This is a genomic window from Streptomyces sp. NPDC003042 (assembly GCF_053591315.1).
On the sequence record NZ_JBSFTP010000006.1, the window covers coordinates 150471 to 177080 of the forward strand.

Annotated in this window: 24 protein-coding genes; 20 read left to right on the top strand and 4 right to left on the bottom strand. The window is 70.1% G+C overall.

Annotated features, from left to right (window positions below; genetic code table 11):
- Positions 1-141: 141 nt before the first annotated feature.
- From typA to ACWDYJ_RS05710, 16 genes are all read left to right on the top strand, one after another.
- Positions 142-2046 (top strand): translational GTPase TypA, encoded by a 1905-nt coding sequence (gene typA / locus ACWDYJ_RS05635; RefSeq protein ID WP_451564182.1) that lies wholly within the window; start codon positions 142-144, stop codon positions 2044-2046.
- A gap of 415 nt (positions 2047-2461) precedes the next feature.
- The gene (locus ACWDYJ_RS05640; protein WP_451564183.1) at positions 2462-4084 is read left to right on the top strand and encodes a peptide ABC transporter substrate-binding protein; all 1623 of its coding nucleotides are present in this window, start codon (positions 2462-2464) and stop codon (positions 4082-4084) included.
- A gap of 92 nt (positions 4085-4176) precedes the next feature.
- On the top strand, positions 4177-5124 hold the full coding sequence (locus ACWDYJ_RS05645) for an ABC transporter permease (protein ID WP_451564184.1): 948 nt from the start codon (positions 4177-4179) through the stop codon (positions 5122-5124).
- A complete protein-coding gene (locus tag ACWDYJ_RS05650) occupies positions 5117-6082 on the top strand; it encodes an ABC transporter permease (protein ID WP_451564185.1) in 966 nt (321 codons plus the stop codon). Before ACWDYJ_RS05645 ends, ACWDYJ_RS05650 begins: the two co-directional genes overlap by 8 nt.
- 13 nt (positions 6083-6095) lie before the next feature.
- Entirely contained in the window at positions 6096-7151 is a 1056-nt protein-coding gene (locus tag ACWDYJ_RS05655; protein WP_451564186.1) for an ABC transporter ATP-binding protein, read from the top strand.
- Complete coding sequence (locus ACWDYJ_RS05660; RefSeq protein ID WP_451564187.1) at positions 7144-8196, top strand: ABC transporter ATP-binding protein; 1053 nt, start codon at positions 7144-7146, stop codon at positions 8194-8196. The genes ACWDYJ_RS05655 and ACWDYJ_RS05660 overlap by 8 nt, the downstream gene beginning before the upstream one ends.
- Before the next feature lie 126 nt (positions 8197-8322).
- Entirely contained in the window at positions 8323-9264 is a 942-nt protein-coding gene (locus tag ACWDYJ_RS05665) for a GNAT family N-acetyltransferase (protein ID WP_451564188.1), read from the top strand.
- Positions 9265-9371: 107 nt separating this feature from the next.
- On the top strand, positions 9372-11000 hold the full coding sequence (locus ACWDYJ_RS05670) for a peptide ABC transporter substrate-binding protein (protein ID WP_451564189.1): 1629 nt from the start codon (positions 9372-9374) through the stop codon (positions 10998-11000).
- Between the two features lie 67 nt (positions 11001-11067).
- On the top strand, positions 11068-11991 hold the full coding sequence (locus tag ACWDYJ_RS05675) for an ABC transporter permease (RefSeq protein WP_451564190.1): 924 nt from the start codon (positions 11068-11070) through the stop codon (positions 11989-11991).
- The gene (locus ACWDYJ_RS05680) at positions 11984-12991 is read left to right on the top strand and encodes an ABC transporter permease (RefSeq protein ID WP_451564191.1); all 1008 of its coding nucleotides are present in this window, start codon (positions 11984-11986) and stop codon (positions 12989-12991) included. The genes ACWDYJ_RS05675 and ACWDYJ_RS05680 overlap by 8 nt, the downstream gene beginning before the upstream one ends.
- Before the next feature lie 15 nt (positions 12992-13006).
- Positions 13007-13990, top strand: a complete 984-nt coding sequence (locus ACWDYJ_RS05685) for an ABC transporter ATP-binding protein (RefSeq protein ID WP_451564192.1) — start codon at positions 13007-13009, stop codon at positions 13988-13990.
- Positions 13983-15047 carry an ABC transporter ATP-binding protein gene (locus ACWDYJ_RS05690; RefSeq protein WP_451564193.1) on the top strand — a complete coding sequence of 355 codons (1065 nt, stop codon included), beginning with the start codon at positions 13983-13985 and terminating at the stop codon, positions 15045-15047. Before ACWDYJ_RS05685 ends, ACWDYJ_RS05690 begins: the two co-directional genes overlap by 8 nt.
- Positions 15048-15421: 374 nt before the next feature.
- Positions 15422-15616 (top strand): hypothetical protein, encoded by a 195-nt coding sequence (locus tag ACWDYJ_RS05695; protein ID WP_136213899.1) that lies wholly within the window; start codon positions 15422-15424, stop codon positions 15614-15616.
- Positions 15617-15638: 22 nt separating this feature from the next.
- A complete protein-coding gene (gene mshB / locus ACWDYJ_RS05700; RefSeq protein ID WP_451564194.1) occupies positions 15639-16556 on the top strand; it encodes an N-acetyl-1-D-myo-inositol-2-amino-2-deoxy-alpha-D-glucopyranoside deacetylase in 918 nt (305 codons plus the stop codon).
- Entirely contained in the window at positions 16553-16936 is a 384-nt protein-coding gene (locus ACWDYJ_RS05705; protein WP_451564195.1) for a DUF6113 family protein, read from the top strand. Before mshB ends, ACWDYJ_RS05705 begins: the two co-directional genes overlap by 4 nt.
- Positions 16937-17141: 205 nt before the next feature.
- Positions 17142-19088, top strand: coding sequence for a hypothetical protein (locus ACWDYJ_RS05710; protein ID WP_451564196.1), 1947 nt, complete (start codon positions 17142-17144; stop codon positions 19086-19088).
- 92 nt (positions 19089-19180) lie between these two features.
- Here ACWDYJ_RS05710 and ACWDYJ_RS05715 read toward each other — a convergent pair whose 3' ends face one another.
- Together ACWDYJ_RS05715 and ACWDYJ_RS05720 are read right to left on the bottom strand one after the other, a co-directional pair.
- Positions 19181-19972, bottom strand: coding sequence for a transglutaminase-like domain-containing protein (locus ACWDYJ_RS05715; protein WP_451564197.1), 792 nt, complete (start codon positions 19970-19972; stop codon positions 19181-19183).
- Positions 19969-20964, bottom strand: a complete 996-nt coding sequence (locus ACWDYJ_RS05720) for a GNAT family N-acetyltransferase (protein ID WP_451564198.1) — start codon at positions 20962-20964, stop codon at positions 19969-19971. Before ACWDYJ_RS05720 ends, ACWDYJ_RS05715 begins: the two co-directional genes overlap by 4 nt.
- A gap of 116 nt (positions 20965-21080) precedes the next feature.
- Here ACWDYJ_RS05720 and fdxA point away from each other — a divergent pair, with 116 nt between their 5' ends.
- Together fdxA and dapC are read left to right on the top strand one after the other, a co-directional pair.
- The gene (fdxA, locus tag ACWDYJ_RS05725) at positions 21081-21410 is read left to right on the top strand and encodes a ferredoxin (protein WP_030713714.1); all 330 of its coding nucleotides are present in this window, start codon (positions 21081-21083) and stop codon (positions 21408-21410) included.
- 98 nt (positions 21411-21508) lie between these two features.
- Complete coding sequence (gene dapC / locus ACWDYJ_RS05730) at positions 21509-22618, top strand: succinyldiaminopimelate transaminase (protein WP_451564199.1); 1110 nt, start codon at positions 21509-21511, stop codon at positions 22616-22618.
- Positions 22619-22692: 74 nt separating this feature from the next.
- Here dapC and ACWDYJ_RS05735 read toward each other — a convergent pair whose 3' ends face one another.
- Positions 22693-23037: an ATP-binding protein gene (locus tag ACWDYJ_RS05735; protein WP_451564200.1), complete on the bottom strand. Its 345-nt coding sequence runs from the start codon at positions 23035-23037 to the stop codon at positions 22693-22695.
- 258 nt (positions 23038-23295) lie between these two features.
- A complete protein-coding gene (locus tag ACWDYJ_RS05740) occupies positions 23296-24267 on the bottom strand; it encodes a hypothetical protein (protein WP_451564201.1) in 972 nt (323 codons plus the stop codon).
- A gap of 86 nt (positions 24268-24353) precedes the next feature.
- Between ACWDYJ_RS05740 and dapE the strand changes: the two genes are divergently transcribed.
- Both dapE and ACWDYJ_RS05750 read left to right on the top strand, forming a co-directional pair.
- A complete protein-coding gene (dapE, locus tag ACWDYJ_RS05745; protein WP_451564202.1) occupies positions 24354-25433 on the top strand; it encodes a succinyl-diaminopimelate desuccinylase in 1080 nt (359 codons plus the stop codon).
- 64 nt (positions 25434-25497) lie between these two features.
- A complete protein-coding gene (locus ACWDYJ_RS05750; RefSeq protein WP_451564203.1) occupies positions 25498-26256 on the top strand; it encodes an LOG family protein in 759 nt (252 codons plus the stop codon).
- The last annotated feature ends 354 nt before the right edge of the window (positions 26257-26610 follow it).

Here is a 26610-nt window from a genome sequence, read left to right on the forward strand (position 1 = left end):
CGGCCCCTTGACAGACCCCCGGCAGGCGTTTCCCGCTGCGCGACGTACCATGGGGTAAGGCCGTGGCAGGTTTCCGCCCGGTCGAGGCGCGCGTGCCGGACCGTACGCGTCGCCATCCACAACCCCGGGAGAAGCGCCGAAGTGCCCACGCGCCACGACATCCGTAACGTCGCCATCGTCGCCCACGTCGACCATGGCAAGACGACCATCGTCGATGCCATGCTCAAGCAGGCCGGTGCCTTCGCCGCCCACCAGCACCTCGACGACCGCATGATGGACTCGAACGACCTGGAACGTGAGAAGGGCATCACGATCCTCGCCAAGAACACGGCGGTGAAGTACCACCCGAAGGACGGTGGAGCCCCGATCACGATCAACATCATCGACACCCCCGGCCACGCCGACTTCGGTGGTGAGGTCGAGCGCGGCCTGTCGATGGTGGACGCCGTCGTTCTGCTGGTGGACGCCTCCGAGGGTCCCCTGCCCCAGACCCGCTTCGTCCTGCGCAAGGCCCTGCAGGCGAAGATGCCGGTCATCCTGTGCATCAACAAGACCGACCGTCCGGACTCCCGGATCGACGAGGTCGTCAACGAGACGTACGACCTCTTCCTCGACCTGGACGCGGACGAGGAGCAGATCGAGTTCCCGATCGTCTACGCCTGTGGCCGTGACGGCGTCGCCTCGCTGACCAAGCCGGAGGACGGCACCGTCCCCGCGGACAGCGACAGCCTGGAGCCCTTCTTCTCCACCATCCTGGCCCACGTCCCCGCGCCGGTGTACGACGAGGAGGCCCCCCTCCAGGCCCACGTCACCAACCTGGACGCCGACAACTTCCTCGGCCGCATCGCGCTGGTGCGCGTCGAGCAGGGTGAGCTGCGCAAGGGTCAGACCGTCGCGTGGATCAAGCGTGACGGCACGATCTCGAACGTCCGCATCACCGAGCTGATGATGACCGAGGCGCTCACCCGCAAGCCGGCCGAGGTGGCGGGCCCGGGTGACATCTGCGCGGTCGCCGGTTTCCCCGACATCATGATCGGCGAGACCCTGGCCGACCCGGAGAACCCGATCGCCCTGCCGCTGATCTCGGTGGACGAGCCGGCGATCTCCATGACCATCGGTACGAACACCTCCCCGATGGTCGGCCGCGGCGGCAGCGGCAAGGGCGCGGACGCCAAGTCCGCGGTCAAGGACCGCAAGGTCACCGCCCGCCAGGTCAAGGACCGTCTCGACCGCGAGCTGGTCGGCAACGTCTCGCTCCGCGTCCTCGACACCGAGCGCCCGGACGCCTGGGAGGTCCAGGGCCGCGGTGAGCTCGCGCTCGCCATCCTGGTCGAGCAGATGCGCCGCGAGGGCTTCGAGCTGACCATCGGCAAGCCGCAGGTGGTCACGCAGGAGATCGACGGCAAGGTCCACGAGCCGGTCGAGCGCATGACGATCGACGTCCCCGAGGAGCACATGGGCGCGGTCACGCAGCTCATGGGCGTCCGCAAGGGCCGCATGGACAACATGTCGAACCACGGCTCCGGCTGGGTCCGCATGGAGTTCGTCGTCCCGTCGCGCGGCCTCATCGGCTTCCGTACGGAGTTCCTGACGGGCACGCGCGGTACCGGTATCGCCCACTCCATCCACGAGGGTCACGAGCCGTGGTTCGGCCCGCTGGTCACCCGTAACAACGGTTCGCTGGTCGCGGACCGCGCGGGTTCGGTCACGCCGTTCGCGATGATCAACCTCCAGGAGCGCGGTGTGCTGTTCACCGAGCCCGGCACCGAGGTGTACGAGGGCATGATCGTCGGTGAGAACTCGCGTTCCGACGACATGGACGTGAACATCACCAAGGAGAAGAAGCTCACCAACATGCGTGCGGCTTCGGCGGACAACACCGAGAACGTGGTGCCGCCGCGCAAGCTCTCCCTGGAGCAGTCCCTGGAGTTCTGCCGCGACGACGAGTGCGTCGAGGTGACCCCGGAGGCCGTGCGTATCCGCAAGGTCGTCCTGGACCAGAAGGAGCGCTCGCGCACCGCGTCGCGCGCCAAGTCCGGTAAGTAAGGCCGCCGCCTGACGGGCAGACAGCCGAAAACAGCCCCTCCCCACGCCGGCGACGGCGAGGGGAGGGGCTGTTCGCTTTTGTCAAGCGGATTGTTGCGTTCTGGTGTCCGCATATCGACCGTGACACTCCGGATGGTGAGCTAACCGTCCGTTTCGCACGTGTCTGTCTCCTATCCGTTTGTCCGGATTTCGGGTTTTCGCCATGCGGTGATGTTGTGAAAACGAGACCACTTAAGTGTGGTTTACGGCCTGAGTGTCCCCGAGGATGGCTCCATTGAGCTCGGGTCAATGGGTCACACGCTGTGGGGAGCGTCGACTCACGAGCACACACGATGGGACCGGATTTCGCTGTCAGGGGTGTCAGCGAGCCGGGTCCTTCACGAATCGACAGTGACTCCTGAGGAGGCAATTACCCATGCGCGGAGCAACGAGCGCCAAGTGGGTCGCGGGTGCCGTCATCGTGGCGATGGCTGCCACGGCTTGCAGCACCAGCAAGGACAACGCGGGCGCGGCGGGTGGCAACATCACCGTGCTGCTGGGCGAGCCCCAGCACGGCCTGATCGGTCAGAACACGGCCGAGTCCGAGGGCGCCGAGGTCCTCAACGCGCTCTTCACCGGTCTGGTTTCCTACGACAACAAGACCAACGAGCCCAATCTCGCGGTCGCGGAGTCCATAGAGACGACCGACTCGAAGACCTGGACCATCAAGGTCAAGGACGGCTACACCTTCCACAACGGTGAGAAGGTCGACGCCAAGTCCTTCGTCCGCGCCTGGAACTGGGGCGCCAACCAGGACAACGCGGCTGAGGGCATGCCGTTCTTCGCCAAGATCGAGGGCTCCGAGGAGCTCGCGCCGGGCAAGGACAAGAAGCCCACCTCCAAGGAGCTCAAGGGCCTCAAGGTCGTTGACGAGAAGACCTTCACCGTCACGCTGAAGGAGCCCTTCTCCCAGTTCAAGACCATGCTGGGCTACAACGCCTTCTACCCGCTGCCCGAGGCCTTCGAGAAGACCGACCCGAAGAAGTTCGGCGAGGCCCCGATCGGCAACGGCGCCTTCCAGATGGACGGCGCCTGGGAGCACAACAAGCAGATCAAGATCAAGAGGTACGACAAGTACCCGGCCGAGGGTCGCGCCAAGCTCGCGGGCGTCACCTTCAAGGTCTACGACAACCTGGACACGGCGTACAACGACCTGCGCGCCGACAACCTCCAGATCGTCGACAAGCTCCCGATCTCCGCGATGGCCAACGTCTCGCAGGAGTTCGGCGACCGCTACCTGTACAAGCCCGAGTCGGGCGTGGGCTACCTCGGTCTCCCGCTGGCGCAGAACCCGGAGACGTTCGGCAAGCTGGAGATCCGTCAGGCCATCTCCATGGCCATCGACCGGGACGCCATCACGAAGACCATCTTCAACGGCACCCGCAAGCCGGCCGACGACTTCATCAGCCCGATCATCCCGGGCTACCGCAAGGGCGCCCTGGGCGAGTTCGGGACGTACAACCCGACCAAGGCCAAGGAGCTCTTCGACAAGGCCGGCGGCGTTCCGGGCAACAAGATGGAGCTCGGCTACAACTCCGACGGTGGTCACAAGGAGTGGATGGAGGCCGTCGCGAACCAGCTGAAGGCCAACCTGGGCGTCGACGTCTCCATCAAGCCGTACGCCAAGTTCGGCGACATGCTCGACGACCTGGGCGCCTCGAAGTACAAGGGCGCGTTCCGCATGGCGTGGTCCATGGACTACCCGGCGGCGGAGAACTACCTCCGTCCGATCTTCTCGAAGGTCGCGATCGAGAACGGTTCCAACTACGGCCACTACACGAACGAAGAGTTCGAGAAGGTCATGGCGGAGGCCGACAAGGCCACCGACGCCGCCGAGGGCCTGAAGCTGTACCAGAAGGCCGATGACATCATCATCAGGGACCTTCCGTACATCCCGATCTTCACCTACATGTCTTCTTCGGCCTACTCCAAGTCCGTGAAGAACGTCGAGGTCGACGCCCAGGGCCGCATGGACCTGGCGAACGTCGAGCTCAACTAACACCCCTCTTCACTTAGGGGAACCCGGGGGCGGGCAGACGGAATCAGGTTTCCGTCTGCCTGCCCTTTCCCCCTGTTCTTGCTGGAGGTCTGATGGGCCGCTACCTCATCCGCCGACTCATACAGGCGATCCCTGTACTGCTCGGTGCCACGTTCCTGATCTATGCGCTGACCTTCTGGATGCCCGGTGCTGACCCGATCCAGCTCCTCGCGGGTGAAAAGAAGGCCGACCCCCTCGTCGCGGCGATGCTGCGCGAGAAGTACCACCTGGACGACCCGTTCCTGCTGCAGTACTGGAACTACATCAGCGGCGTGTTCCAGGGTGACCTCGGTGAGACCCTCACCGGACGCAAGGTCATCGACATGATCGGCGAGGCGTTCCCGTACACGGTGAACCTCGCGGTCTTCGCCTTCGTCATCGAGGCCGTCGTCGGCGTCCTGGCCGGCATCATGGCCGCCCTGCGCCGCGGGAAGTTCCTGGACCAGCTGGTCCTCATCTCCACCCTGATGGTCATCTCCATCCCCGTCTTCGTCACCGGCTTCGTGCTGCAGCTCACCCTCGGCGTCCAGCTCAAGACCAACTGGGGCGTGGACCTCTTCTCCGTCTCGTTCAACGAGAACGACGGCCTGCGCGCGTACCTGCTCCCGGCGTTCGTCCTCGCCTCGACCTCGCTGGCGTACGTGGCCCGACTGACCCGTACCAGCATGATGGAGACCATGCGCGCGGACTACGTGCGCACCGCCACCGCCAAGGGCCTGCCCCGCCGCCGCGTCGTGGTCAACCACGCGCTGCGCAACGCGCTGATCCCGATCGTCACCTTCCTCGGTGCCGACCTCGGTTCGCTCATGGGCGGCGCCGTCATCACCGAGCGCATCTTCAACATCCACGGCATCGGTGGTCTGCTCGCCCAGTCCGTGTACCTGAAGCAGGGTGCGGTCGTGGTGGGCGGTGTGACCCTCCTGGTCCTCATCTATCTCGTCGCCAACCTGATCGTGGACCTGCTCTACGCCGTGCTCGACCCGAGGATCCGCTATGCGTGACACAACTACGGTGGAGGACTCGATGACCGACACCCAGACCGCCGGAGCCTCCTCCACCGGCGCTCAGGTCGGCAAGGGCCACGGAAAGAACAGGAAGAAGAAGGACCGCGAGGCCAGCCTCTGGTCCGACGCGATCGACGACCTGCGCCGCAACCCGGTCTTCATCATCGGCGGCGCCCTGGTGGTCTTCCTGCTGATCGTCGCGGCCGTGCCGCAGGTGTTCACCACCGGCACCCCCTTCGACGCGGGCGTCTGCCGGCTCGAGGACTCCCTGAAGAAGCCGAGCGCCGACCACTGGTTCGGCTTCGACGTCCAGGGCTGCGACGTCTACACGCGTACCGTGTGGGCCGCCCGCAACTCCGTGATCGTCGGCATCCTCACCACGTCGCTCGTCGTCTTCGTCGGCGGCTCGCTGGGCCTGCTGGCCGGCTGGGTCGGCGGAGTCGTCGACAGCGTGCTGTCCCGCTTCACCGAGATCTTCTTCGCGATCCCGCTGATCCTCGGCGGCATGCTGATCATGTCCGCCCTGCCGGGCAACGCGTGGACGGTCTCGCTGGTGCTCGCCATCCTCGGATGGCCGCAGATCTTCCGCATCATGCGGTCCTCGGTGCTCCAGAACAAGAACAACGACTACGTGGTGGCCGCCCGCGCCCTGGGCGCCGGCACGCTGCGCATCACGCTGCGGCACATCCTGCCGAACGCCATCGCGCCGGTCATCGTCGTCGGCGCGATCAGCCTCGGTGTATACATCTCCGCCGAGGCGGCCCTGTCCTACTTGGGCATCGGAGTCCAGCCCCCGCAGATCTCGTGGGGCCTGATGGTCAGTGACGCTTCCGTCCGCTGGCTCCAGGCACCGCACGTGCTCCTGTTCCCGTCGGCCGCGCTGAGCATCACCGTGCTCGCGTTCATCATGGTCGGCGACGCGGTGCGCGACGCCCTCGACCCGAAGCTGCGCTGAGGAAGGGCGTACGTTGACCATCATCGACAAGACCTCGAACGTCCCCGCGCCCCGTTCGGCGCCGGAGGGGACCCCCCTGCTCGAAGTGCGCGACCTGCACGTCGAGTTCCACACCCGCGACGGTGTCGCCAAGGCCGTCAACGGTGTCTCGTACTCCGTGAACGCCGGCGAGACCCTCGCCGTCCTCGGCGAGTCCGGCTCGGGCAAGTCCGTGACGGCGCAGGCCATCATGGGCATCCTCGACATGCCCCCGGGCAAGATCCCGCACGGCGAGATCCTGTTCCAGGGCACCGACCTGCTGAAGCTGCCGGCCGAGGAGTTCCGCAAGGTCCGCGGCCAGAAGATCGCCATGATCTTCCAGGACGCGCTGTCTTCGCTGAACCCCGTGCACACCGTCGGCGCCCAGCTCGGCGAGATGTTCCGCGTGCACCGCGGGATGTCCAAGAAGGACGCCACGGCCAAGGCCGTCGAGCTCATGGACCGGGTGAAGATCCCCGCCGCCAAGGCGCGCGTGGGCGACTACCCGCACCAGTTCTCCGGCGGTATGCGCCAGCGCATCATGATCGCCATGGCGATGGCCCTGGAGCCGGACCTGATCATCGCCGACGAGCCCACCACGGCTCTCGACGTGACGGTCCAGGCCCAGGTCATGGACCTGCTCGCGGAGCTCCAGCGCGAGATGAACATGGGCCTGATCCTGATCACCCACGACCTCGGCGTCGTCGCCGACGTCGCGGACAAGATCGCCGTCATGTACGGCGGCCGGATCGTCGAGAACGCCCCGGTCCACGAGATCTACAAGCGCCCGGCGCACCCGTACACCCGCGGCCTGCTCGACTCGATCCCGCGCCTGGACCAGAAGGGCCAGGAGCTCTACGCGATCAAGGGCCTGCCGCCCAACCTGCTCAACATCCCGCCGGGCTGCGCCTTCAACCCCCGCTGTCCCAAGGCGCAGGACATCTGCCGCACCGACGTGCCGGTCCTGCACCAGGTGTCCGAGCAGGACGGCACCGAGCTGCCCGGCCGCGGCAGCGCGTGCCACTTCTGGAAGGAGCAGATCCATGGCTGAGCTCACCAAGAACGGCACCGAGCGCGAGCCGATCCTCCAGGTGCGCAACCTGGTCAAGCACTTCCCGCTGACCCAGGGCATCCTGTTCAAGAAGCAGGTCGGCGCGGTCAAGGCCGTGGACGGGGTCTCCTTCGACCTGTACCAGGGCGAGACCCTCGGCATCGTCGGCGAGTCCGGCTGTGGCAAGTCCACCGTCGCCAAGCTGCTGATGAGCCTGGAGACGGCCACCGCTGGCGAGGTCTTCTACAAGGGCCAGGACATCACCCGGCTGTCCGGCAAGGCCCTCAAGGCCGTGCGCCGCAACATCCAGATGGTGTTCCAGGACCCGTACACCTCGCTCAACCCGCGCATGACGGTCGGCGACATCATCGGCGAGCCCTACGAGATCCACCCCGAGGTGGCTCCCAAGGGAGACCGGCGCCGCAAGGTCCAGGAGCTCCTGGACGTCGTGGGTCTGAACCCGGAGTACATCAACCGCTACCCGCACCAGTTCTCCGGCGGCCAGCGCCAGCGCATCGGCATCGCCCGCGGCCTCGCGCTCAACCCGGAGATCATCATCTGCGACGAGCCGGTCTCCGCGCTCGACGTGTCGGTGCAGGCACAGGTCATCAACCTGATGGGCAAGCTCCAGGACGAGTTCAACCTGTCCTACGTGTTCATCGCGCACGACCTCTCGATCGTCCGGCACATCTCGGACCGCGTGGGCGTCATGTACCTGGGCAAGATGGCCGAAATCGGCTCCGACGCCGAGATCTACGAGCACCCCACCCACCCGTACACGCAGGCACTGCTCTCGGCCGTGCCGCTGCCGGACCCGGACGCCCGCGAGGGCCGCGACCGCATCATCCTCACCGGTGACGTGCCCTCGCCGGCCAACCCGCCGTCGGGCTGCCGCTTCCGCACCCGCTGCTGGAAGGCCCAGGACCTCTGCGCCACCGAGGAGCCGCTGCTGGCCATCCCGCAGCGCTTCAAGGGCGTGGACTCCCCGGCCGCGCACGAGTCGGCGTGCCACTTCGCGGAGGAGCGGGCCGTCCTGGCCGTCTGATCCCCCGTAAGGACCGTCGTCAGGGCGGCCCGGTGCCGGAGTTCCGGCACCGGGCCGCCCTGACGTATGCCCGCGCGGTCCGAAAGCCGGTTGCGGCCGCGCCCCGGCCCGGCCGACAGTGGGCGGATGACCGCCATGCTGACCGTCCGGCCCGCCGGGCCCGGGGACGCGTCCGACATCTGCGCCCTGCTCAACGCCGTCGACGTCATCGAGATCGGCAGACCCGAGACCGACCTGGGCACCGTCGAGGCGGACCTCCACCACCCCGAGGTGAACCTCGCCACCGACTCCTGGGTCGCCTTCCAGGGCGGCCGGCTGGTCGCCTACGCCCTGGTCTGGGCCGACTCCGGACCGGGCAGGGTCGACGGCGACCACTACGTCCTGCCCGACCACCCCGAAGCCGCGCTGCGGCTGCTGCACCTCATGGAGACCCGGGCCCGCGCGATGGCCGCCGGGGCCGCGGGAGCCCGGCTGCGGATCCAGCTCAACGTGGCACCCACCCTCGACCTCGGCCTCCTCACCGGACGCGGCTACCGCACGGTCCGTCGCTACCAGGTGATGACCCGTTCGCTCGGCCCCGCCGGCGCCCTGCCCCCCGCCGATCCGCCAGCCGGGCTCACCCTGCGCCACTGCGCCGCCGACGAGGCCGACCGCCGCCGCGCCCACGCCCTGGTCGAGGAGACCTTCGCCGCCCACTTCGGGCACGTGGAGCGCGCGTACGAGCCCTGGCTGGACCACCTCGACGCGCGCGGCCTCGACTGGTCGCTGGTCTGGATCGCGAGCCTGCCCGACGAGCGCGACGCGGCCATCCTGCTCACCCGCGACGACCGCACCAGCATGGGCTGGATCAGCCACATCGGCGTACGCGAGGACCTGCGCGGCCGGGGCATCGGCGGCTTCCTCCTGCGCCACGGCTTCGCCGCCTACGCGGCCCGCGGCCGGGACACCGTCGGCCTGGGCGTCGACACCCACAACGAATCCGGCGCACTCGCGCTCTACGAGGCGCACGGCATGTCCCTGCACTACGCGGTCGACACCTGGGAGCTGCCTTTGCACTCGCAGGGGTGACAGGCGCGTGACGCGCGGGTCCAATCGGGCCAAGGAGGCGTGTGCGGGACTCCGCATGGGGTGACATAGGGCTCTGAGCGAGACCGGGATTCCCTAGGAGGCACTCCATGCGCGGAGCCACCCACGCCAAGTGGGCCGCATGTGCGGTGGTCGTCGCCCTCGCGGCGACGGCCTGCGGCGGCGGAAGCGACAGTGGCGGAGGCGACGGCGCGGGAATCGTCAGCTCCTCGTGGGGTGACCCGCAGAACCCGCTGGAGCCCGCCAACACCAACGAGGTGCAGGGCGGCAAGGTCCTCGACATACTCTTCCGGGGCCTCAAGCGGTACGACCCGAAGACCGGCGAGGCCAAGAACATGCTCGCCGAGAAGATCGAGACCGCCGACAGCCAGAACTTCACCGTCACGCTCAAGGACGGCTGGAAGTTCAGCAACGACGAGCCGGTCACCGCGAAGTCCTTCGTCGACGCCTGGAACTACGCGGCGGACGTGCGCAACAAGCAGAACAACGCGACCTTCTTCGCGGACATCGTCGGCTACGACGACGTCCACCCCACGTCCGGTGAGCCCAAGTCGAAGACCATGAGGGGCCTGGTCGTCAAGGACGCCAAGACCTTCACCGTGGTGCTGAAGGAGAAGTTCTCCACCTGGCCCGAGACCCTCGGCTACCAGGCCTTCTCCCCGCTGCCCCAGGCCTTCTTCACCGACCACGCGGCCTGGCTGGACAAGCCCGTCGGCAACGGCCCGTACACGGTGGACTCGTACACCAAGGGCACCGGCATGAAGCTGCGCGCGTGGGACGGGTACCCCGGCGAGGACAAGGCGCAGAACAGCGGTGTGGACCTCAAGGTCTACACCGACAACAACACCGCCTACACGGACCTGATCTCCGGCAACCTCGACCTCGTCGACGACATCCCGGCGCAGCAGCTGAAGAACGTCCTGGACGACCTCGGCGACCGCTACATCAACCAGCCGGCGCTGATCATCCAGACCCTCACCTTCCCGCTGTACGACCCCCGGTGGGGCAAGGAGGGCATGGAGAAGGTCCGCCGGGGCATCTCGATGGCGATCAACCGCGACGAGATCACCGACCAGATCTTCCGGGACACCCGCACCCCGGCGAAGGACTGGACCTCTCCGGCCCTCGGCGAGAAGGGCGGCTTCTCCTCCAGCGCCTGCGGCGACGCCTGCCTCTACAACCCGGCCGAGGCCAAGAAGCTCATCCAGGAGGGCGGCGGGCTCCCCGGCGGCAAGGTCACGCTGACCTCCAACGTCGACACCGGCTCGCACCGCGACTGGATGGACGCCGTCTGCAACAGCGTCAACAACGCGCTCGCCGAGGGCCCGGTCTGCACGGTCAACCCCATCGGCACCTTCGCCGACTTCAGGAACCAGCAGAGCTCCTTCAAGCTGACCGGCCCCTTCCGCTCCGGCTGGCAGGCCGACTACCCGCTGATCCAGAACTTCCTGGAGCCGCTGTACTACACCGGCGCCTCCTCCAACTACGGCAAGTTCAGCAACCCGGAGTTCGACCGGCTCATCGACGAGGCCAACCGGGAGAGCGAGCCGGACAACGCCGTGCGGAAGTTCCAGGACGCCGAGAAGATCCTCGCCGAGCAGATGCCGTCCATCCCCCTCTGGTACCAGAACGGCAGCGCCGGGCACTCCGAGCGGATCTCCGACGTGGCCCTGAACCAGTTCAGCGTCCCCGTGTACGACCAGATCAAGGTCAGCTGAACCACTCCGACGGATCGATCCGGGCCCCCTGCGCACCAGGGGGCCCACGGACGCACAGGGGCCCTCCATGGGACGTTATGTGATCCGGCGGCTGCTCCAGATGATCCCCGTGTTCATCGGCAGCACCTTCCTGATCTTCTTCATGGTGTACGCGCTCGGCGACCCGGTCGCCGCCCTCTTCGGCGACAAGGCCCCCGACCCCGCCACCGCCGCGCGGATCCGCAAGGACCTCTACCTCGACCAGCCCCTGTGGAGGCAGTACCTCCACTACATGGGCCAGATCTTCCAGGGCGACTTCGGCACGGCCTTCAACGGCCAAAAGGTCACCGAGCTGATGGCCACTGCCTTCCCCGTCACCCTGCGCCTGACCATCGTCGCGATCGCCATCGAGATCCTCGTCGGCATCACCCTCGGCGTGGTCAGCGGCCTGCGCCGCGGCAAGGCCGTCGACAGCTCCGTCCTGGTGATGACCCTCGTCGTGATCTCGGTGCCCACCTTCGTGACCGGCTACCTGCTCCAGTTCGTCTTCGGCGTCAAGTGGGGCTGGGTCCGGCCCACCGTCTCCCCGGACGCCCCCTTCAGCGAGCTGATCCTGCCCGGCGTCGTCCTCGCCCTGGTCTCCCTCGCCTACGTCACCCGGCTCACCCGGACCTCGATCGCCGAGAACGTCAAGGCCGACTACGTCCGTACCGCCGTCGCCAAGGGGCTGCCGCGCCGCCGGGTCATCACCCGGCACCTGCTGCGCAACTCGCTGATCCCGGTGGTCACCTTCATCGGCACCGACATCGGCGCCCTGATGGGCGGCGCGATCGTCACCGAGCGGATCTTCAACATCCACGGCGTCGGCTACCAGCTCTACCAGGGCATCCTGCGCAACAACGCCCCCACCGTGGTCGGCTTCGTGACCATCCTCGTCATCGTCTTCCTGCTCGCGAACCTGCTCGTCGACCTGCTCTACGCGGTCCTGGACCCGAGGATCCGTTATGCCTGAGCCCGAGCTTCCCGACGGCCCCGAGCGCTACGACCCCGTCGGCCCCCGCCCGCGCGAGGCGATGTCACCCACCGGCCAAGGCGGCGCCATGGATCTCGCACTGGAGGAGGCTGAGAGCCTCGAACAGCCCCCGGGACCGGGCGCGCCCTCCGAGCGGGCCCGCTCGCTGTGGTCCGACGCCTGGCACCAACTGCGCCGCAACCCCGTCTTCCTCCTCTCCGCGCTGCTGATCCTCTTCCTCGTCCTCATCGCCGTCTGGCCCCAGCTGATCGCGAGCGGCGACCCGCTGCACTGCGAGCTGTCGAAATCGCAGCAGGGCTCCGCCCCCGGCCACCCCTTCGGCTACGACACCCAGGGCTGCGACGTCTACACCCGTACCGTCCACGGAGCCCGCGCCTCCATCACCGTCGGCATCTGCGCCACCGTCGGAGCCGCCCTGCTCGGCTCCGCACTCGGCGGGCTCGCCGGATTCTTCGGCGGCTGGTGGGACGCGCTGCTCTCCCGGATCGCCGACATCTTCTTCGGCATCCCGGTCGTCCTCGGCGGCCTGGTCTTCCTGTCCGTCGTCACCAGCACCACCGTCTGGCCGGTGGTCGGCTTCATCGTGCTGCTCGGCTGGCCGCAGCTCGCCCGCATCGCCCGCGGCTCGGTGATCACCGCCAAGCAGAACGACTACGTCCAGGCCGCCCGGGCGCTCGGCGCCGGCAACGCCCGGATGCTGCTGCGGCACGTGGCGCCCAACGCCGTCGCCCCCGTCATCGTCGTCGCCACCATCGCGCTCGGCACCTACATCGCGCTGGAAGCCACCCTGTCCTTCCTCGGTGTGGGCCTGCGCCCGCCCACCGTCTCCTGGGGCATCGACATCTCCAACGCCGCCTCGCAGATCCGCAACGCCCCGCACATGCTGCTCTACCCGGCGGGCGCGCTCAGCCTGACCGTGCTCGCCTTCATCATGCTCGGCGACGCGGTGCGCGACGCCCTCGATCCCAAGCTGCGCTGAGGAGTGAGCCGGCAGATGCTGCTCGAAGTCCGCGACCTGTACGTGGAGTTCAAGACCCGCGACGGCGTCGCGAAGGCCGTCAACGGGGTCGACTACTCGGTCGACGCCGGCGAGACGCTCGCCGTGCTCGGCGAGTCCGGCTCGGGGAAATCGGTGACCGCCCAGGCTGTGATGGGCATCCTCGACATGCCCCCGGGCCGCATCGCGGGCGGCGAGATCCTGTTCAAGGGCAAGGACCTCCTGAAGATGAAGGAGGACGAGCGGCGGGGGATCCGCGGCGCCGAGATGGCCATGATCTTCCAGGACGCCCTCTCCTCCCTGAACCCCGTCCTCAGCGTGGGCGCGCAACTCGGCGAGATGTACGAGGTCCACCGCGGGGCGTCCAGGAAGGAAGGCCTCGACAAGGCCGTCGAGCTCATGGACCGGGTGAAGATCCCCGCCGCCGCCGCGCGGGTGAACGACTACCCGCACCAGTTCTCGGGCGGCATGCGCCAGCGCATCATGATCGCCATGGCGATGGCGCTGGAGCCCTCGCTCATCATCGCGGACGAGCCGACCACCGCCCTGGACGTCACCGTCCAGGCCCAGGTGATGGACCTGCTCGCCGAGCTCCAGCGCGAGCTCAACATGGGCCTGATCCTGATCACCCACGACCTCGGCGTTGTCGCCGACGTCGCGGACAAGATCGCCGTCATGTACGCGGGCCGGATCGTCGAGTCGGCTCCCGTCCACCAGATCTACAAGGCACCCGCCCATCCGTACACCCGCGGCCTGCTCGACTCCATCCCGCGCCTGGACCAGAAGGGCCAGGAGCTCTACGCCATCAAGGGGCTGCCGCCGAACCTCACGGCCATCCCGCCCGGCTGCGCCTTCAACCCGCGCTGCCCCATGGCGCGGGACGTGTGCCGCACCGACGTCCCGCCGCTGTACGAGGTGACCGAGTCGCCGGTGCCCCGCAGGAGCGCCTGCCACTTCTGGAAGGAGTGCCTCCATGCCTGAGCCGATCCTGGAGGTGCGGGACCTGGTCAAGCACTACCCGCTCACCCGGGGCATCGTCTTCCGCAAGCAGATCGGCGCCGTCAGGGCCGTCGACGGGGTCTCCTTCGAGCTGAGCGCCGGGGAGACGCTGGGCATCGTCGGCGAATCCGGCTGCGGGAAGTCGACCGTGGCCAGGATGCTGGTCAACCTGGAGCGGCCGACGTCCGGCTCGATCTCGTACAAGGGCGAGGACATCACCAAGCTGTCCGGCAAGGCCCTCAAGGCCGTGCGCCGCAACATCCAGATGGTGTTCCAGGACCCGTACACCTCGCTCAACCCGCGCATGACGGTCGGCGACATCATCGGCGAGCCCTACGAGATCCACCCCGAGGTGGCCCCGAAGGGCGACCGGCGCCGCAAGGTCCAGGAGCTCCTGGACGTCGTGGGTCTGAACCCGGAGTACATCAACCGCTACCCGCACCAGTTCTCCGGCGGCCAGCGCCAGCGCATCGGCATCGCCCGCGGCCTCGCGCTGCGGCCGGAGGTCATCGTCGCCGACGAGCCCGTCTCCGCGCTCGACGTGTCGGTGCAGGCCCAGGTCATCAACTTGCTGGAGCGCCTCCAGAACGAGTTCGGCCTGTCCTACGTGTTCATCGCGCACGACCTGTCCATCGTGCGGCACATCTCCGACCGGGTCGGCGTCATGTACCTGGGCCGGATCATCGAGATCGGCTCCGACAGCCAGATCTACGACCACCCCACCCACCCCTACACCCAGGCCCTGCTCTCCGCCGTACCGGTGCCCGACCCGGACGCCCGCGCCCACCGCGAACGGATCATCCTGACCGGCGAGGTCCCCTCCCCGGCCCACCCGCCCTCGGGCTGCCGCTTCCGCACCCGCTGCTGGAAGGCGGAACCGCGCTGCGCCCTGGAGGTCCCGCCGCTGGCCGTCCCCTCCTGGCTCCCGGCGGGCCCGACGGCCCATCCCTCGGCCTGCCACTTCGCGGCCGAGAAGCAGGTGGTCCCGGCCGAGGGGGAACTCCCGCCGCCTCCGGCCCCGCTGACGAAAGAGAACTAGCTCACTTCCGGCCGCTCCGTCCGGGCATCGGACCGATCAATTCACGCCACCCCGCGCACGGAGTCCCGTAAGCGCCGCTGCCTCCCCAACGCGCGTAACACGGGGGCAACTTGACCGTTTCTGCCCCGAGATCTGAGCCGGGCATCCTGGAGCGAGTGCGGCCGTGCGGGTGCCGACAGCCGGCCGGGGAGGCGCAACGCCGCCCCGGCCGGTCTTTCCGTGCCCCCGGGTGTGCGCGCCGTGCGCCCCTCGTGCTGCCGGAATTCGATCGATGCGCTGGTACGGATAGTTATGATCCGTAGCGCACGGTGGGTATGACTTCGCCGAGCACGAGTACGCGTACCGATGTCCGCTCGACGTGGAGGTGAAACGCCGTGGCACTCTCGATCTCGGCCGTGGTGCTGCTGGCGATCGTCGTCTTCCTTCTGGTCCGGAAGTCGGGGCTGAAGGCGGGGCACGCCTTTGTCTGTGTGCTGCTCGGTTTCTACCTGGCGAGCTCTACGATCGCTCCCACCCTCAGCCAGCTCACGTCCAACGTGGCGAGCATGATCAGTGGCCTCAAGTTGTAGGTCCGCCTCGTAGGGTGAGTCCATGAACGGTCTTCCCGCCCGTCGACTGCTCCTCGTGCACGCGCACCCGGACGACGAGTCGATCAACAACGGCGTCACCATGGCCAAGTACGCGGCCGAGGGCGCCCATGTCGCGTTGGTGACCTGCACGCTCGGCGAGGAGGGCGAGGTCATCCCACCCGGGCTGGCCCACCTGGCCGCCGACCGCGACGACACCCTGGGCGCCCACCGGGTCGGCGAACTCGGCGCCGCGATGAAGGAACTCGGGGTCACCGACCACCGGTTCCTCGGCGGCCCCGGCCGCTTCCGCGACTCCGGGATGATGGGCGCCCCGCAGAACACCCGCCCCGGAGCCTTCTGGTCCGCCGACGTGGACGAGGCCGCCGGGTACCTGGTGGAGGTGATCCGGGAGCTGCGGCCGCAGGTCCTCGTCACCTACGACCCCGACGGCGGCTACGGCCACCCCGACCACATCCAGGCCCACCGGGTCGCCATGCGCGGCGCGGAACTGGCCGGGCGGGACGGGTACCGGCCGGAACTCGGCGCGCCGCACGCGATCGGCAAGATCTACTGGAACCGGGTCCCGCGCTCGGTCGTCGACGAGGGCTTCGCGCGCCTGCGCGCCGCCGGCGGCAAGGCGCCCTTCCCGGGGCTCGCCAGTCCGGACGACGTTCCGGGAGTGGTCCCCGACGAGCAGATCACCGCCGAGATCGGCGACGACGACGCCGAAGGCGGCGGCGGGCAGCGTTTCGTGGCCGCCAAGAGCGCCGCCATGCGGTCCCACGCCACCCAGATCGCCGTGGACGGCCCCTTCTTCGCCCTGTCGAACGAGCTGGCCCAGCCGCTGTTCGCCCGCGAGTACTACGAGTTGGCCGTCGGCGAGCCGGGTGCCCCGGCCGGGGTGCGCGAGCGCGACCTGTTCGCGGGGGTGCGGGCATGAGGGGGACGCTGACGCCGGGTCGGATCGCCGCCCTGCTGGGCCTGCTGGTCGCGGGCGCGGTCACCGGCACGGCGGGCTGGCTCGTGGTGGACCTGTGGTTCCCGGCCGGGCTGCTGCTCGCGCTGGTGGCCCTCTTCGCCCTGTTCCTCGCGGGCCGCCTCGCGACCGGCGGCGGGCTCGGGGTGGGCGCGGCGGCGGCCGGCTGGTTCCTCTCCTACGTGATGCTCGGCGTGCCGCGCCCCGAGGGCGACTTCCTGCTCGGTTCCTCCGGAATCGGCATGTACGCATACCTTTTGGGCGGGAGTGCGGTGGCTGTGATCTGCGCCACGATGCGCGGTCCCGTCGAGAGGCCTGTTTCGGCCGCACGGCCCCGCGGGTGACGGGCCGCTGAACTCGGCCGGGCTCCGATCGGGGGCGGGTTGTGGTGGTTTGACGACCTCTTGGGGGAGGGTGTGCGGAGGGTAAAGAGGAACCCTTAATTCCAGGGGGACAGTTGTGCGCGGGCGGTGGCCAGTATGGTGGACCGGCCGCCGAGCTGCCCGCGCACGGAATGACGGGCGGCGGAGCCAACCGGGAGAACCTGCCTTGAGTCGAGAAACCGACAGTTCGTCCCCCGGGCCCCAAGGGCACGGTGGAGCCGCCTACCCCTCGGGTACGCCACCGTATGGAACCGGCCAGTACCCGTCCACGACTGTGCCACCTGGGCCTGGCGCGGTGACCGCCCCGGAGGAGAACCCTGTGACGTCGAACCCGTCCACGCCCGACACCGACGGGCCGAAGACCGAGACCACCCTGACGACCCGGATCCGGATCAACATCCCGGGTTCGCGGCCGATCCCGCCCGTGGTCGTACGCAAAGCGATGAACGGCGCGAAGGAAGCCGCCCCGGCCGCCGAGCCGGACCCGATCCGGTCCGCGCCCGCCCGGTCCGCACCCGCGCCCGCCCGGTCCGCGCCGCCCGCGCCACCGGCACCGGCCCGGTCCGCGCAGGAGCCCGCCCGCGCCCAGGCCCCCGAAGAGTCGCAGGAGGCGGCCAGCAACTGGTTCGCCCCGCGCAAGGCGGGCCCGCCCGAGGCCCCCAGCGCCCCGGTCCCGGCCCCCGCGCCGCCCAGCGCGAGCTACGGCTCCGGGCCGGCCCCCGCGCCCAGCGCCGGCTACGGCTCGAAGCCGGCCCCGGCCACCGGCGCCGGCTTCGCGCCCCCGCCCGCCCCCGGCCGTACGCAGCCGCCGCCTCCCCCCGCGCACGGCAGCGGCTCGGGCTTCGCGCCCCCGCCCGCCGTCGGCGGACCCGGCGTCGGCGCGCCGCCGCAGGGCTACCCGGCCCCGCAGTACGACAACGGCCCCGTCACCGAGGCGTTCCCCGCCTTCCCGGACCCCGCCGGGCCGACCGGCGGACCCGCGCTGGGGAACGCACCCGTACGTTCGGACGAGGCCCCGCGCTGGCCCGGACCCGAGGCCCTGGCCGTACCGGCCGCCGGCCCCGGCCCGGCGCCCTCCCTGGCCACCCCGCCGCCCGGCCCCCGGCCGCCGCAGCAGAACCGCCCGGCGCCCGCCCCCGCGGGCAAAGCCGGCACGTCGGCCAAGCCCGCCAAGAAGCCCCGCTCCAAGCTGATGATGATCGGCGGCGCAGTGGTCGTGCTGGCCAGCGTGGCGTACGGCGCCGGGCTGCTCATGAACCACTCCGACGTCCCCAAGGGCACCACCGTCTTCGGCACCGACATCAGCGGCAGCCGGGACGAGGCCGTCACCAAGCTCCAGACGGCCTTCGGCACCCGTGCGGCGGCCCCGCTCCAGCTCAGCGTCGGCGGCAAGCAGGTCGAGCTCAAGCCCGAGAAGGCCGGGCTCACCCTCGACAGCCAGACCACCGTGCGCAACGCGGCGGGCAGCGACTACAACCCCGTCACGGTCATCGGCTCGCTCTTCGGCCAGGAGCGCGAGGCCACCGCCGTCATGCCGGTCGACGAGGAGAAGCTGCGGGTCGCGCTCCAGGAACTGGCCGGCACCGCCGGCTCCGCCTCCGAGGGCACGATCAAGTTCGACACGGGCAAGGCCGTCGCGGTCCCCGGCAAGGCCGGCACCACCCTCGACGTCGACGGCTCCGTCGACCCGGTCACCAAGGCCTTCCGCGACCTGGTCGCCGGCGGCAAGGCCGACGCCGTCGAACTCCCGGTCACCACCCGGGAACCGGTCATCGGCGAGGCCGAACTGAACCGGGCGATGAAGGAGTTCGCCGAACCGGCGATGTCCGGCAACGCCACGGTCAAGGTGGGCACCAAGTCCCTCGCCTTCGGCAGCAGGTCACTGCCGAAGATCCTCAGCATGACGCCCGTGGACGGCCGCCTCGTCGTCAAGTACGACCTGGAAGCCCTCAAGGCGACCTACGGGAACACCTTCGACGGCATCATGATCACGCGCGGCACCGGCGCGAAGACCGCCGTCACCCCGCAGGACGTCGCGGGGGCCCTCGGCAAGGCCCTGATCGGCAAGACGCCCGCCGAGCGGACCGTGGTCATCGACACCAACGTCGGCTGACCGAACCCGTACCGCAGCGACTGAAGCCCCTGCCCGGATCCCGGGCAGGGGCTTCAGCGGCTTCACGGGCTTCGGCGGCTACGGGGCGGCCGTCAGTTCAGCAGCGCGCGGGCCGCCCGCGCCTCGGCCCGGATCCGGGCCGCGTCGGCGGCGTCCACCGCGTCCATCACCTCGGCGAACGCCTCCATCTCGACGGCGCCCTCGGCGAAGGCACCCCGCTCCACCAGCAGCCGCGCCCGCTCGTACCGCAGCGCCGCCGGATGCGACGGCAGCAGCAGCGCCAGGTCCAGCGCCCACAGCGCCACCCCCGACTGCTCCGGCCGCGCCGCGGCCCAGGCCCGGATGTTGTTCAGGATCCGCAGCACGATGTCCAGGGTCCGCGCCGGGGTCCGCGGCCCCGCGGCCAGCTCCGCCGGACCCGCGCCCAGCGAGGTCCCGCCCGCGAACGGGTCCACGACCACACCCTCCTCCGGGTCGCCGAAGCCCACCACGAAGTGCCCCGGCAGCGCCAGCCCGTAGACCGGCGCACCCGCCCGCCGGGCCACCTCCAGCCACACCACCGACAGCAGGATGGGCAGGCCCCGCCGGCGCCGCAGCACCTCGTGCAGCAGCGAGGAGGAGAGGCGGTCGTAGTCCGCCGGAGTGCCGTGGAAGCCCTGCCGGCCGCCCAGCAGCTCCGTCACCGCCGACGCCCAGGCCTTCGGGTCGCGCAGCCCGTACGGCAGCATCCCCGCCAGCCGGTCCAGCTCGATCTGGGCCCAGTCCATGGCCCGTTCGTCCAGTGCCGGATCCGCCTCCGCCGCCAGCAGTAGGCACAGCAGGGACAGGTCCGGGCGCTCCGAGCGGGCTTCCCGGGCGAACCGCTCCCGTGATTCCGCGCTCACCGGGGCGCCCGGAAGTGGTGGTAGGCGTGATGGGTCGCGAAGCCCATCCCGTCGTAGAGCCCGCGCGCCGCAGCGCCGGCCGACGTTGTCGCCGTCTCCACCTGGAGCCACGCCGCCGAGGCGCCCTCCTCCAGGGCCCGCCGCGCGAGCGCCGCCATGACCGCCGTCGCCAGCCCCTGGCGCCGGTGCCGCGGATCGACCGCCACCGCACCGAAACCGGCCCAGCGGCCGTCCACCACGCACCGCCCGATCGCCCGGCCGTCCGCGAGGGACGCGAACCACACCGACGGCCCCTCCACCAGCATCCGCCGCGCGAGCGCCGGGTCCTGGACCTTCCCGTAGCGGCCCAGCCACGCCTCGTCGGGGGCGCGGGTCAGGCGTACGGCCGACACGTCGGCGTCCACGTCCGCCACCGGGGCCAGCGCCCCGATCCGGACCTCCGCCGAGACCTCGTTGCCCCAGCCGCGCCGTTCCAGCTCCGCGCAGAGCAGCTCCTGTGTGCCGACGGCGCCCGTCGCGGCCTGCACGTACGCCGGAAGATCACGTTCCGCGTACCAGGCCGTCACCCGCCCGAGTGCTTCGTCCAGGGGTATCCCCGGGTCGCCGAGCGGCAGCACGGAGTTCGCCCGCCGGGTGAACCCCCCGGCCGCGCGCAGCGTCCAGTCGCCCAGCGGCTCGCTCTCCAGGGGCTGCCAGGCCCGCGCCGTCACCCGCGCCAGCTCCTCGAACGAGGCCGCGGGACCCTTGCGGCGGGCGGGCGCCGGCGGCACCGTCTTGCCCGCGACCAGCGTCGATTCCGCGATGTGGACGGACACGCCGTCCTTGCGTGTGATCGTCAGCACACCCTCGTTCCAGGATGTGAGAACCCCGATGGTGTCGGTGAACGCCGGGGGCGCGCTCCGGCCGCCCTCCACCCGTCGTACAGACACTCGTTTTCCCACGTCAGCCGGGGTGATACGAATTTCCAGCAGCCCACCGGCAGTGATTTCCAAAGCTCTGTCCGCCCCTCCTGTTCGGATCGTGCCCCGGAACGGAGATACTAGGTGCGGGCATCGACGACGCCGCGCTCCCGCGCGAATGGACAGCCCTACCGAGGAGGAACGAGAGCGTGACCTACGTCATCGCGGAGCCTTGTGTCGACGTCAAGGACAAGGCATGCATCGAAGAGTGCCCGGTCGACTGCATCTACGAGGGCCAGCGGTCCTTGTACATCCACCCGGACGAGTGTGTCGACTGCGGCGCGTGTGAGCCGGTCTGCCCGGTCGAGGCCATCTTCTACGAAGATGACACCCCGGAGGAGTGGAAGGACTACTACAAGGCGAACGTCGAGTTCTTCGACGAGCTCGGTTCGCCCGGCGGTGCCTCCAAGCTCGGCCTGATCGAGCGCGACCACCCCTTCATCGCCGCGCTGCCCGCCGGCATCAACGGCGAGCACTGACCGTTCACGGCACTACGCGCCCCTCGGTCCCGTACGGCACACCCGCCGCGCGGGACCGAGCCGTTTCCCCACCCAGCGCAGAGAGAGCAGAGACCACCGTGGCCGCAGTATCCGACCGTCTTCCCGCCTTCCCCTGGGACAAGCTGGAGCCCTACAAGGCGACGGCGGCGGCGCACGTGGACGGCATCGTCGACCTGTCGGTCGGCACGCCCGTGGACCCGGTGCCCGAGCTGATCCAGCGCGCCCTGATCGGCGCCGCCGACTCCCCGGGCTACCCGACGGTGTGGGGCACGGTCGCGCTGCGCGACGCGATCACGAGCTGGCTGCGCGACCGGCTCGGCGCGAGCGCCGCCGGGCACCGCAACGTCCTGCCGGTGGTCGGCTCCAAGGAGCTGGTGGCCTGGCTGCCGACCCAGCTGGGCCTCGGGGCGGGAACCGGGACATTGAAAGACAAGGTGGCGTACCCCCGGCTCGCCTACCCGACGTACGAGGTCGGCGCGCGGCTGTGCGGCGCCGAGCCCGTGGTCTACGACGATCCCACCGAGCTCGACCCGGCGGGCCTGAAGCTGCTGTGGCTCAACTCGCCGTCCAACCCCACCGGCAAGGTCCTCTCCAAGGAGGAGCTGATCCGGATCGTGGCCTGGGCGCGCGAGCACGGGATCCTGATCTTCAGCGACGAGTGCTACCTGGAACTGGGCTGGGACGCCGAGCCGGTCTCCGTGCTCCACGACGACGTCTGCGGCGGCTCTTACGAGGGCCTCGTGGCCGTCCACTCGCTGTCCAAGCGGTCCAACCTGGCCGGCTACCGGGCCGCCTTCATCGCCGGTGACGCGGACGTGCTCGGCGAGCTGCTGGAGATCCGCAAGCACGGCGGCATGATGACCCCGGCGCCGGTGCAGGCCGCCGTCGTGGCCGCCCTGGGCGACGACGCCCACGTGGCCGAGCAGCGCGGCCGCTACGCCGCCCGCCGCGAGGCGCTGCGCGGGGCCCTGGAGTCGCACGGCTTCCGGATCGAGCACAGCGAGGCCAGCCTCTACCTGTGGGTGACGCGGGACGAGCCCTGCTGGGACACGGTCGCCCACCTCGCGGAGCTCGGCATCCTGGTCGCGCCGGGGGACTTCTACGGCGAGGCGGGCGCGAACTTCGTACGCGTCGCCTTCACGGCCACCGACGAGCGGGTCGCCGCGGCGGTCAAGCGCCTCGGCTGAGCGCCGCCGGCAGACGGAAATGCCCGAGGGGGCCGGGAGACGTGCTCCCGGCCCCCTCGGCGTTCCTGCGGCGATCAGCCGCCGAGCGGGAGACCGCCCGGCAGGCCGCCGGGAAGGCCGCCGCCCGGCAGGCCGCCGCCGGTGGCGGGCAGGCCGCCGAGCAGACCGCCCGCGGTGCCGGCCAGGTCGCCGGCGGGGCCGGCGGCCGGAACGGCCTGAGTGGCGGTGCTCGCGACGTCCGTGGCCGCGGCCGTGGCGTCGGTGGTGCCCGAGGCGTCCGGCGCCGTGAGCGCGCCCAGCTGCGGCACGGACTCCAGGCCGGCGGCGCTCGCCACACCGGCCGCACCGACCACGGGAGCGGTACCGGCGGCGAGGAGCAGCGCGGCACGGGCGATCCGACGGGTCAGGGGGAGGGACATGTTGCTCCTAAGCGGTAGCGGCTGAGTACGCCGTGTACAACCGCTCCCGGGGTGGATCAAGTTGCGGATCACTCGGGTAAAGGATGGGTAATGCGTCGTCTTATCGGCTCGGCGGCCGACGCGTCGGATGCCCCTCCCGCCCCGCCGTACCCCTTCTGACCAGCGACTCCACGGTCTGCCGCCGCCCGGCGCCCGGCCCCGCCCGTCACCCCCCTGCGGGTGACCCCTCGTACGCCTGACCGTCAGGTCCTGAGCCGGCTAGCCCCCTACGAAGATCCGTACGTCCTGCGGACCGGCATTGCGCCGGTCGTCGTCGCCGGACTTGCCCGGGGCCTTGGGGATCCACTGGCCGTCGTTCTCGCCGGCGATCCAGGCGACGCTGTCGTAGGAGACCCGCCGGATACCCAGCTCGGCGGCGTGCGCGACCGCCCAATTGGCCAGCTCCCACCCGCGCCGCGTGTCCCGCGCCTCCAGCCGTACCTCGGCCGGATCCTCGGGAGCGGAACTGCCCTGCGGCCCGCCGCTCCTCGCCGGGTCCGCCGTCCCGAAGTCCCGGCTCAGCGCGGCCCGCACCTGCGCCGGGTCGCCCGGGAGAGCGGGCTTGCGGGCGGTGCACGTCAGCGTGGAGCGGGCCTGCCCGGTGAAGGCGGCGGCCAGGACGACCGCGTCCGGCTCGTGCTTCGCGTAGGCCTGGGGGAAGCCGCTGCGCTGGACCTTCTGGGCGGCCACCGTCAGCGGCAGCCGCGAATACCCGGGAACCTCCGCGAGGTGGTCGTAGAAGATCCCCGCCGAGTACACGGGGTCCATGATCTGCTCCGGCGTGCCCCAGCCCTGCGAGGGCCGCTGCTGGAAGAGGCCCAGCGAATCCCGGTCACCGTGATCGATGTTGCGCAGGGAGGACTCCTGCATGGCGGTGGCTATCGCGATCGTCACGGCCCGCTCCGGCAGCCCCTTGCGCGTTCCGACGACCGCTATCGTCGCCGCGTGGCGCGCCTGCTCGGGGGTCAGCGAGTACGAGTGCCCCGCGCCCCCGCCGGCGGCCTCGGCGCCCGCCGCGCCCCCGGCCCCGCCACGGGCCTCCCGTACGGTGCAGCGCGGCGCACCGGACCCGCCGTTGGACTCGTACTGGACGACGAAATAGCCGACGACCCCGAGCAGCGCGAACAGCGCCACGGCCAGACGGAAGGGGCGGCGACGGCGCCGGGGACGGGAGTGATCGGTCTCGGACACGCGGCCCACCGTACTGGAGGCATATGACCGGTCCAGAGGCCGGACGCGACGGGTTACGGCACATCCCGGGGCGTTAGGGTCGGTTCATGTCCGAATCCGAGCTGGACCTCACCCTGGACGCTGCCGAGCTGACCGCCCGGCTCGTCGACATTCCCTCCGTGAGCGGCGACGAGAAGGTACTCGCCGACCTCGTGGAAGACGCGCTGCGGGGCCTGCCCCACCTCACCGTCGACCGCCACGGCAACAACGTCGTCGCCCGTACGCACCTCGGCCGCGCCGAGCGGGTCGTCCTGGCCGGCCACCTCGACACGGTGCCGATCGCCGGGAACGTCCCGTCCCGCCTGGACGACAACAACGTCCTGTGGGGCTGCGGCACGACGGACATGAAGTCCGGGGTCGCCGTCCAGCTGCGGATCGCCGCGACCGTGCCGGAGCCGAACCGGGACCTCACCTTCGTCTTCTACGACCAGGAAGAGGTCGCCTCCCACCTCAACGGCCTCGGCAAGGTCGCCGAAGCCCACCCCGACTGGCTGACCGGCGACTTCGCGGTGCTGCTGGAGCCCTCCAACGCCGAGGTCGAGGGCGGCTGCCAGGGCACGCTGCGCGTCCTGCTCCGCACGGCCGGCGAGCGCGCGCACTCCGCGCGCAGCTGGATGGGCTCCAACGCCATCCACAGCGCGAGCCCGATCCTGGCGAAGCTGGCGGCCTACGAGCCCCGCAAGCCGGTCATCGACGGCCTGGAGTTCCACGAAGGCCTCAACGCGGTCCGCATCGAAGGCGGCGTCGCCAACAACGTCATCCCGGACGCGTGCACGGTCACCGTGAACTTCCGTTACGCCCCCGACCGCAGCGAGGCAGAAGCGCTGGCGCACGTACGGGAGGTGTTCGCGGACTGCGACATCGCCGAGTTCGTGGTCGACGACTCCTCCGGCGGCGCCCTGCCCGGTCTCGCCCACCCGGCCGCCGCGGCCTTCATGGAGGCGGTCGGAGGCCGCGCCATGCCGAAGTTCGGCTGGACCGACGTGTCCCGCTTCAGCGCGCTGGGCGTCCCGGCGGTCAACTACGGCCCCGGCGACGCCCTGCTGGCCCACAAGGTCGACGAGCGGGTCGAGACGAAGGCGATCCTCCACTGCGAGGAACGACTCCGTGCCTGGCTGACCTCGTAAATTCCCCTTCCGGCCACCTTTGTGCGCCTAACCTGATCCAACGATCAGCAGGAGGGAGCACATCATGGGCAACCCTGAAGGTTCGGCTCGTCACCAGCCCGAGGAGCAGCAGCTCGGACCGGTGCTGCGCAGGCGGAGCCAGGTACGGGCGGGCAGTACCACGGACCAGCGGCTGCTGGACACGGCCGGGCCCTCCGAGTGGGTGCACACCGATCCCTGGCGGGTCCTGCGCATCCAGTCGGAGTTCATCGAGGGCTTCGGCACGCTCGCCGAGCTGCCGCCCGCGATCAGCGTCTTCGGCTCGGCCCGCACGCCGGCGGGCTCGCCGGAGTACGAGGCGGGCGTACGGATCGGTCACGCGCTCGTCGACGCCGGCTTCGCCGTCATCACGGGCGGCGGCCCGGGCGCCATGGAGGCGGCCAACAAGGGCGCCCGCGAGGCGAACGGCATCTCGGTGGGCCTCGGCATCGAGCTGCCCTTCGAGCAGGGACTCAACGAGCACGTCGACCTGGGACTGAACTTCCGCTACTTCTTCGTCCGCAAGACGATGTTCGTGAAGTACAGCCAGGGCTTCGTGGTGCTGCCGGGCGGACTCGGCACGCTGGACGAGATGTTCGAGGCGCTGACCCTGGTCCAGACCCAGAAGATCACCCGGTTCCCGATCGTGCTGTTCGGCACGGAGTACTGGAGCGGGCTCATCGCCTGGCTGAAGAACACGGTCATCGCGCAGGGCAAGGCCTCCGAGCGCGACCTGTACCTCTTCCACGTCACGGACGACGTGGAGGAGGCGATCGCCCTGGTGACGAAGGAAGCCGGCAGGTAGCCGGCACCGGCCCCACATCCCTGACGGCCTCCGGCCGTCGGGGGTGGTTCAGGCCAGTCCCCGGCGGGGGACCGCCGGGGGTCGGTGGCCCTGGATGGACGCGACCATGTCCAGGAGCCGTTTCCTGACGCCGCCCTCGCGCGGCGCGGCGCCGGGGCGCCTTGCCTGGCTTCGGGACGGCTGCGCCGGCCTCCGGCCGTCGGGGGTGGCTCAGGCCAGTCCCCGGCGGGGGACCGCCGGGGGTCGGTGGCCCTGGATCGACGCGACCATGTCCAGGAGCCGTTTCCTGACGCCGCCCTCGCGCGGCGCGGCGCCGGGGCGCCTTGCCTGGCTTCGGGACGGCTGCGCCGGCCT